The organism is Microbacterium sp. 10M-3C3 (genome assembly GCF_003931875.1).
In the GTDB taxonomy this organism is placed as follows: domain Bacteria; phylum Actinomycetota; class Actinomycetes; order Actinomycetales; family Microbacteriaceae; genus Microbacterium.
Genome location: NZ_CP034245.1, coordinates 3,380,390 through 3,387,846 on the forward strand (window position 1 = coordinate 3,380,390; position 7,457 = coordinate 3,387,846).

Consider the following 7,457-nt stretch of genomic DNA (forward strand, 5'->3'; position numbering starts at 1 on the left):
CTCTGGAACAACGAAGGGGGCGACGCACGTGCGTCACGTCATCATCATCGGATCGGGCCCCGCGGGTTACACGGCGGCGATCTACGCCGCCCGCGCCAACCTGGAGCCGCTTGTCATCGCCAGCTCCGTCGAGGCCGGCGGCGAGCTCATGAACACGACCGAGGTCGAGAACTTCCCCGGGTTCCCCGAGGGCATCCAGGGCCCCGAGCTCATGGACAAGATGCAGCAGCAGGCCGAGAAGTTCGGCGCCGAGGTGCTTTACGACGACGTCGTCGGCCTCGAGCTCGACGGGCCCGTCAAGAAGGTCACGCTCGGGTCGGGCGCCACGCACGAGGCGGAGTCGATCGTCTTCGCCACCGGCTCGGCCCCCCGCAAGATCGGCATCGAAGGCGAGTCCCGGCTGTCGGGCCGCGGGGTGTCTTACTGCGCCACGTGCGACGGCTTCTTCTTCCGCGAGCGCACGATCGCCGTGGTGGGCGGCGGCGACTCGGCGATGGAGGAGGCGACGTTCCTGACGAAGTTCGCCTCGAAGGTCTACGTCATCCACCGTCGTGAGGAGCTGCGCGCCTCGAAGATCATGCAGGAGCGCGCGTTCAAGAACGACAAGATCGAGTTTGTGTGGAACAGCGAGGTCGTCGACATCCTCGGCGACGAGGCCGTGACCGGCGTGCGCCTGCGCAACACCGTCGATGGGTCGGAGAGCGAGCTCGCCCTCGACGGCATCTTCGTCGCGATCGGATACGACCCGCGCACCCACCTCGTCCACGGCGCGCTCGACCTCACGTCGGAGGGCACCGTCTGGGTCGACGGGCGCACCTCCCGCACCTCCGTGCCCGGTGTCTTCGCCGCCGGCGACGTCATCGACCCGACCTACCGTCAAGCCGTCACCGCGGCCGGCAGCGGCACCGTCGCGGCCCTCGACGTCGAGCACTACCTCGCCGCCCTCGGCGACGCGGGCGCTCCCGCCCCGGACGCCGCCGAGATCGACGGCCTGCCCGACGCGACCAGCGTCAGCGTGGCCTGAGGAACAACCGCGCCGCATCCGGCGTTATATCCACCGACCGACTTCTGAGGAGGAGATGCACATGAGCGCAAAGGCCACGACCTCTGCCACCTTCGATCAGGATGTGCTCCAGGCCGACGGCACCGTGCTCGTCGACTTCTGGGCCGAGTGGTGCGGACCGTGTCGCATGGTCTCGCCCGTCCTGGACGAGATCCAGGCGGAGAACCCCGACAAGATCACGATCCTGAAGCTCAACGTCGATGAGAACCCTGACCTGGCCATGAAGTACCAGATCACCTCGATCCCGGCGATGAAGGTCTTCCAGGGCGGCGAGGTCAAGACGACCATCATCGGCGCGAAGCCGAAGTTCGCCCTCGAGAAGGACCTCGAATCCTTCCTCGCCTGAGCTTCCTCGCACGAGAACCCCGTCGACCTCCGGGTCGGCGGGGTTCTGTCATTTCGGAGGGATGCAGCGACGCCGTTCAGGACGCGTCGAGACGCACGTTGGCGTCCCAGCGGCGGTAGCCCTCGTCCTCGCCGAGGAGCCGCCACACCGCCCGTGTCAGCGGCGGGTAGTCCAGGGCGATCTGCCGGAGCACGCGGTAGTGACGCGCACGATTCGGGCGCGCGCCGCCGTTCTTCGCGATGTTCTCCGCGCGCAGCATCAGGACGACGAGCTCATCGACCGACGGCAGGTCCTCCATGAACTCCCACGGGTCCTCCCCGTCGAGGAGGCGCTCGTGGATGAGCACGGAGCGCTCGTCGGCGGCCTCGGCACGGAGCACTTCGAGGCTCGCCCGGCGGCGAGGGCGGTCGTCGTGCGCGGACATGCTTCCAGCGTACGTGCCTTCACCCGCGTGCGGGCCGTCTGGCTCGGACTGTGTGCAATCAGCCGCCGAACGGCTCCTCGCCGAGCTCCGACAGGATGCGATTGAGGTCCTGAATAGACGCGAAATCGATCACGATCTGGCCTTTTTTGGCAGCCAAAGAGACCTTCACTCGCGTGTTCAGGCGGTCGCCGAGTCGCTCCGCGACCTCGTCGAGCTGGCCGCGTCGCGCGCCGGCCTGCGGCCGCGTGGCGCGGCGCGGCGCAAGACCCTGCGCGGCCGCTTCGGCGGCGCGCACCGACAGGTCTTCGTTCACGATCTTGTCGGCGAGGCGCTGCATCTGCGTCTCGTCATCCAGCGACAGGATCGCGCGTGCGTGACCCGCCGTGAGCACGCCGGCGGCGACGCGCTGCTGCACGGGAACCGGCAGGCGCAGCAGACGGATCGTGTTGCTGATCTGCGGACGGGACCGGCCGATCCGGGACGCGAGCTCTTCCTGAGTGATGCCGAAGTCGGCGAGGAGCTGCTCGTAGGCCGAGGCTTCTTCGAGGGGGTTGAGCTGCGACCGGTGCAGGTTCTCCAGCAGGGCGTCGCGGAGCAGGTTCTCGTCGGACGTGTCGCGCACGACGGCGGGGATGCTCTCGAGGCCGGCCTCACGCGCGGCACGCGTACGCCGCTCCCCCATGATCAGCTCATACGAGCCGTTCCCGACATCGCGCACGACCACAGGCTGCAGCACGCCGAACTCGCGGACGCTGTGCACGAGCTCCGCGAGGTCGTCGGGATCGAAGTGCGTGCGCGGCTGGCGCGGGTTGGGAACGATCGAGTGCGGGTCGATGTGCACGAGACGCGCGCCGGGAACCGCGACGAGGTCCTCGTCCGACGACCGCGTCGAGCCTGCATCCGTGGACGTGCCACCCGGCTTCGCACTGTCACCCACTGCGGGTGCACCAGGGAAGAACACGTCGACCGGACGTGCCTCCGTCGGCTCCGCCGTGGGGATGAGGGCTCCGATGCCGCGTCCCAGTCCAGTCCTCTTCGCCATCAGGCTTCCTTCTCTTCCGTTTCACCGCGGCGGATGATCTCCACCGCCGCCTCGCGATACGCCACCGCACCCGCCGACTGCCCGTCGTACGCGATCACCGTCTGACCGAAGCTGGGCGCCTCTGACACGCGCACCGAGCGCGGGATGACGGTGTCGAGCACCTCCTGGGGGAAGTGCGAGCGCACCTCCTCCGCCACCTGCTGCGCAAGACGCGTGCGACCGTCGTACATCGTCAGCACGATCGTCGACACGTGCAGCGCGGTGTTGAGGTGCTTCTGGATCATGCGGACGCTGCCGAGGAGCTGGCTCAAGCCTTCGAGCGCGTAGTACTCGCACTGGATCGGGATGAGCACCTCGTGCGCCGCGGTGAACGCGTTGATCGTCAGCAGCCCCAGCGAGGGTGGGCAGTCGATCAGCACGAAGTCCATGCGATGGTCGGCGGACGCGAGGTAATCCTCCAGCGCCGTGCGCAGCCTGTGCTCACGCGCCACCTGCGAGACCAGCTCGATCTCCGCCCCTGCGAGGTGGATCGTGCTCGGTGCGCAGAAGAGGTTCTCCGACTCCGGGCTCTGCTGCACGATGTCGGCGAGGGGGAACTCGTCGATGAGCACGTCGTAGACGCTCGGTGTCTCGGCGTTGTGCGGCACCCCGAGCGCCGTCGACGCGTTCCCCTGCGGATCGAGATCGACCACGAGCACGCGCGCACCGACGGAGGCGAGCGCGGCAGCGAGGTTCACGGCGGTCGTCGTCTTGCCGACGCCGCCCTTCTGATTCGAGACGGTGAGCACGCGCGTGCGCCCGGAGAGCTCGACCGTGGTCGCCTCGAGCGCGCGTCGTCGTGCGGAAAGCTCCGCGAGTTCTCGGGCGATGGGCGAATCGAAGGACACACCGGATCCGGACTCGTCGGATTGTTTCACGTGAAACGCTCTCCCTCACCGCACAGAACCGGACCGAATCAGTCTACCTGCGGCCTCCCCCATCTCCCGCCGACGCGACGCTGCCGTCGGCCTCAGCAGCCTGCGGTTTCTGCTCATCCGAAACCGTCAGAGCGGCGGTGGCACACAGCGTCGGACACTCGGCGGGCACAGCGAGGCGAAGCGTCCGATTCGATGTGTGACGCATGCTCCGATCCACCGGCTTACAGAGACCCATCACGCCAGAGCGAGCGGGAGCAGCACGTCATGTATGGCGTCGCGGAATCGAGTGCCCTACGGCTCGGTGCACATCGATGTTTCACGTGAAACGCCTGGTTGGCGCGTGGAGGCGGTTCGTTCCGCTGTGCGCCGAACATCATGCGGCGAATCATCGGGGCGATCCGCGACGCGCACATCCAGCCACGACTGTGTCGACGGCCCGCACCGTCATCTATCGTCTGCCAGCCGCCGTTTCACGTGAAACATCGCTCGGCACGCAGCTCAGCGGGAAACGCGAGCGCGAACGACGCGTGTGGGTTCGTCCACCACATGCTCACCGAGCATCTCCACGCGCACGTCGACCAGGCCGAAGCGGCGGATCTGCTTCCGAGCGGCTTCGATCTCGTTCTGAGCGTTGACACCCTTGAGGAGGATGACCTCGCCGCCGTCCTTGACCAGCGGCGCCGTGATCGGGATGAGAGTGCGCAGCGCGCTCACCGCGCGGGCGGTCACGGCGTCGAGAGTGCCGGCTCCGTCCCACTCCTCGCCTCGCGACCGCACGATCTCGACGTTGTCCAATCGCAGGGAATCGACTTGCTCCAGCAGCCACGTCGTGCGCCGTTCCATCGGCTCGATGAGCACCCACGACACATCCGGTCGGGCGATCGCGAGCACGAGCCCCGGAAGACCGGCCCCGGAGCCGACATCGCCGACGCGACCGCGGAACAGCGGCGCTGCGACCGCGCTGTTGAGGATGTGCCGGGTCCACAGCCGCGGCAGTTCCTGCGGCCCGATGAGTCCGCGCTCTTCACCGTGCTCGGCGAGGGCGGTGGTGAAGCGTCGCGCCAGATCGAGCCGATCACCGAAGACGACGCGCGCGACGTCGGGCTCGTTCTCGAGTTCGGTCATCGATGTTTCACGTGAAACGTCAGGCGCGGCGGAGAACGGTGTGGCGATCAGCGCCCTCGCCGTACGACTCCGACACCAGGCCGCGCTCCGCTGCGATGTCGTGGATCAGCTTCCGCTCGTAGCTCGACATGGCGGGGAGAGAAGCCTGCGACGCCCCTTCATCGAGACGCTTCATGGCGCGCTCGACGAGCAGCTCGAGCTCGCGCTGTCGCGCGTCCCGTGAACCGCCGACATCCAGGATCAGTCGGGAGAAGCGTCCCGTGCGGTTCTGAACCGCGAGACGCGTCAGCTCCTGCAGCGCCTGCACAGTGTCGGGATCAGAGAGTCGCGAGAGCGAGCTGCCGCCGTCGGCTTCGATCGACACATATGCACGACCCGCGCGCACGTCGAGCGCGAGGTCACCGTCGATGTCCGCGATGTCGAGGAGCTCCTCGAGGTAGTCGGCGGCGATGTCGCCTTCCTGCTCGAGCTGCTCGTCGGTCACCGACTCGCGGGCATCCGAGACGTCGGTCGGGTCAAGAGTCATGGCACAGGGACTTTCGGATCGTCAGGATGCGGGGGAGTCGGGCGTCGCGGGTCGTCGGCCGGGCTGCTGCTGCTTCTTCGCGCGCTGCTTCCCGACCGGCTGCTGCCGCTTCGGGGCTGCGGCGCGCGCCTTCTCGGCCTCCTCGAGGAGACGCTGCTGCTCGGCCTGATACTTCTCCATCGACACGACCTTGCCGTTCGCGTCGATCGCCTTGCCCTTGCGCGCGAGGCGCTCCTCACGGGCCTTGGCGGCGTCGGAGCCGGGAGTCGGCATCTCACGGATGACGATGAACTGCTGCACCATCGTCCACAGGTTGCTGATGAACCAGTAGATGACCACGCCGAGCGGGAAGAAGACGCCCGAGAAGATGAAGGCCAGCGGCAGGATGTAGAGCATGATGCGCTGCATCTGGTAGGCCTGGCCGGTCTTGGCCTCGGGGGAGAGGTTCTTCGAGATGATCTGCAGCTGGGTGAAGAACTGCGACGCGATCATCAGCACCACGAGGATCGCGAGGATGATGACGGCAGAGGTGTTGCCGTTCGACCACGCCGTCGTGAGGTTCTCGTGGAGCGACGCGCTGCCGAAGAGGTCGGCGTCGTAGAACTGCTGCGTCAGCTCCGAGTCGAGCAGGCCGACACCGCCGATGCCGGCGGCCGCGTGCTTGGCCACGTCGTTCAGCACGCTGAACAGCGCGAAGAAGATCGGCATCTGCACCAGGAGCGGCAGACAGCTCGACACCGGGGTCGTGCCGTGCTTCTTGTACAGCGCCATCGTCTCGCGGCTCATCGCCTCGCGAGAGAGCTGATCCTTCTTGCCCCGATACTTCTCTTGAACTTTCCGCAGTTCAGGAGCAATTTCCATCATCTTCCGCTGGCTCTTGATCTGCCGCACGAAGAGAGGGATGAGCGCCGAGCGCACGACGATGACGAGGCCCACGATGGAGAGCACCCACGTGATGCCCTCGGCAGCCGGCAGACCGATCGCGGTGAAGACGGCGTGCCACGCCACCAGCACGAGCTCGACGAGCCACTTCAGCGGCCACAAGACGATTCCGATGAGATCCGGCACGGATCAATCCTTTCCAGGGGGCACGACGAATCCGTGCGGAGTGAGCTCGTAGCGGAAATCGCGATGCGGCTTCACATCGTCGATGCCGCCCTGAGCCCAGGGGTGGCAGCGCGCCAGACGTGCCGCCGTCAGCGCCACGCCCTTGAGCAGCCCGTGTTGCTGGACCGCCCCGACGGCGTACGCCGAACACGACGGATAGTACTTGCACACATCGCCGTAAACATGGGAGATGGTTGCGCGATAGCCGTGAAGCAGCGCGAGCCCGAGGTTGCGCGGAACGAGGGGGAGCGAGGCCGGCAACCGCGACGGCGCGAGGTGCCCATGACCGACGTAGGCGGTGGGAAGAGTCGACGTGCTCATGCGGCCGCCTTCCGTCGCAGGCAGCGCTGCACGTCGTCGCGGAGTGCCGCGTAGTCGGCGGATGCAGCGCCCGGCAGCGCGCGGATCACCACGTCTGCCCCGGGGCGCACCCACGGCAGAGCTTCGGCCGTGATCGCCTTCAGCCGACGCCGCACGGTGTTACGGACGACGGCGGTGCCGACCTGGCGACTCACGATGAAGCCGAACCGAGCCTGCGAGGATCCACCGGCGTCTCCGACGTACGTGACGGTGTGCGCACCCGCACACCGAGCACCCCGCCGGACGACGACCTTGTAATCCGATCCGCGGGTGAGTCGGTTCGGCTTCGCGAGCACCTGCGGTCAGGCGGACAGCTCGGTGCGCCCCTTGGCGCGACGAGCGGAGAGGATGGCGCGGCCGGCGCGGGTGCGCATACGGGCGCGGAAACCGTGCTTCTTGGCGCGACGACGGTTGTTGGGCTGGAACGTACGCTTGCTCATGAGATCACTTCCGGAGGTGTGTCGCCCGGGAGCTCAGGGCCGGGGACGGATCTGTCGGGACTGCCGTTACGGCATAAGTCAACCGACTAAGGCTACGTCGCGCGCCG

General features: G+C 67.4%; 11 protein-coding genes. 2 read left to right on the forward strand and 9 right to left on the reverse strand.

Annotated elements, in window-relative coordinates; all coding sequences use genetic code 11:
- The first annotated feature begins 28 nt into the window (after positions 1 to 28).
- Positions 29 to 1,024, forward strand: coding sequence for a thioredoxin-disulfide reductase (gene trxB / locus EI169_RS16410; protein WP_125133237.1), 996 nt, complete (start codon positions 29 to 31; stop codon positions 1,022 to 1,024).
- Between the two features lie 61 nt (positions 1,025 to 1,085).
- Positions 1,086 to 1,409, forward strand: coding sequence for a thioredoxin (gene trxA / locus EI169_RS16415; protein ID WP_125133238.1), 324 nt, complete (start codon positions 1,086 to 1,088; stop codon positions 1,407 to 1,409).
- Between the two features lie 76 nt (positions 1,410 to 1,485).
- Here trxA and EI169_RS16420 read toward each other — a convergent pair whose 3' ends face one another.
- The 9 genes from EI169_RS16420 to rpmH all read right to left on the reverse strand — a co-directional run bounded on the left by EI169_RS16420 (position 1,486) and on the right by rpmH (position 7,350).
- Positions 1,486 to 1,833 (reverse strand): tryptophan synthase subunit alpha, encoded by a 348-nt coding sequence (locus tag EI169_RS16420; protein WP_125133239.1) that lies wholly within the window; start codon positions 1,831 to 1,833, stop codon positions 1,486 to 1,488.
- Positions 1,834 to 1,891: 58 nt separating this feature from the next.
- The gene (locus EI169_RS16425; protein ID WP_125133240.1) at positions 1,892 to 2,875 is read right to left on the reverse strand and encodes a ParB/RepB/Spo0J family partition protein; all 984 of its coding nucleotides are present in this window, start codon (positions 2,873 to 2,875) and stop codon (positions 1,892 to 1,894) included.
- Positions 2,875 to 3,762 carry a ParA family protein gene (locus tag EI169_RS16430; RefSeq protein WP_240640508.1) on the reverse strand — a complete coding sequence of 296 codons (888 nt, stop codon included), beginning with the start codon at positions 3,760 to 3,762 and terminating at the stop codon, positions 2,875 to 2,877. The genes EI169_RS16425 and EI169_RS16430 overlap by 1 nt, the downstream gene beginning before the upstream one ends.
- 528 nt (positions 3,763 to 4,290) lie before the next feature.
- A complete protein-coding gene (rsmG, locus tag EI169_RS16435) occupies positions 4,291 to 4,917 on the reverse strand; it encodes a 16S rRNA (guanine(527)-N(7))-methyltransferase RsmG (protein WP_125133242.1) in 627 nt (208 codons plus the stop codon).
- 19 nt (positions 4,918 to 4,936) lie between these two features.
- On the reverse strand, positions 4,937 to 5,443 hold the full coding sequence (locus EI169_RS16440) for a R3H domain-containing nucleic acid-binding protein (protein ID WP_125133243.1): 507 nt from the start codon (positions 5,441 to 5,443) through the stop codon (positions 4,937 to 4,939).
- Positions 5,444 to 5,464: 21 nt separating this feature from the next.
- The gene (gene yidC, locus EI169_RS16445) at positions 5,465 to 6,511 is read right to left on the reverse strand and encodes a membrane protein insertase YidC (RefSeq protein ID WP_125133244.1); all 1,047 of its coding nucleotides are present in this window, start codon (positions 6,509 to 6,511) and stop codon (positions 5,465 to 5,467) included.
- Between the two features lie 3 nt (positions 6,512 to 6,514).
- Positions 6,515 to 6,871: a membrane protein insertion efficiency factor YidD gene (gene yidD, locus EI169_RS16450; RefSeq protein ID WP_125133245.1), complete on the reverse strand. Its 357-nt coding sequence runs from the start codon at positions 6,869 to 6,871 to the stop codon at positions 6,515 to 6,517.
- The gene (rnpA, locus tag EI169_RS16455) at positions 6,868 to 7,206 is read right to left on the reverse strand and encodes a ribonuclease P protein component (protein ID WP_125133246.1); all 339 of its coding nucleotides are present in this window, start codon (positions 7,204 to 7,206) and stop codon (positions 6,868 to 6,870) included. Before rnpA ends, yidD begins: the two co-directional genes overlap by 4 nt.
- Positions 7,207 to 7,212: 6 nt before the next feature.
- The gene (rpmH, locus tag EI169_RS16460) at positions 7,213 to 7,350 is read right to left on the reverse strand and encodes a 50S ribosomal protein L34 (RefSeq protein ID WP_022879826.1); all 138 of its coding nucleotides are present in this window, start codon (positions 7,348 to 7,350) and stop codon (positions 7,213 to 7,215) included.
- Positions 7,351 to 7,457: the final 107 nt, after the last annotated feature.

What these genes read in the sequence shown, in the direction of transcription:
- EI169_RS16425 (WP_125133240.1), bottom strand. Translation starts at nt 2,875, where the DNA reads ATGGCGAAGAGGACTGGACTGGGACGCGGCATCGGAGCCCTCATCCCC.
- trxA (WP_125133238.1), top strand. Translation starts at nt 1,086, where the DNA reads ATGAGCGCAAAGGCCACGACCTCTGCCACCTTCGATCAGGATGTGCTC.
- rpmH (WP_022879826.1), bottom strand. Translation starts at nt 7,350, where the DNA reads ATGAGCAAGCGTACGTTCCAGCCCAACAACCGTCGTCGCGCCAAGAAG.
- EI169_RS16420 (WP_125133239.1), bottom strand. Translation starts at nt 1,833, where the DNA reads ATGTCCGCGCACGACGACCGCCCTCGCCGCCGGGCGAGCCTCGAAGTG.
- rsmG (WP_125133242.1), bottom strand. Translation starts at nt 4,917, where the DNA reads ATGACCGAACTCGAGAACGAGCCCGACGTCGCGCGCGTCGTCTTCGGT.
- EI169_RS16440 (WP_125133243.1), bottom strand. Translation starts at nt 5,443, where the DNA reads ATGACTCTTGACCCGACCGACGTCTCGGATGCCCGCGAGTCGGTGACC.
- yidD (WP_125133245.1), bottom strand. Translation starts at nt 6,871, where the DNA reads ATGAGCACGTCGACTCTTCCCACCGCCTACGTCGGTCATGGGCACCTC.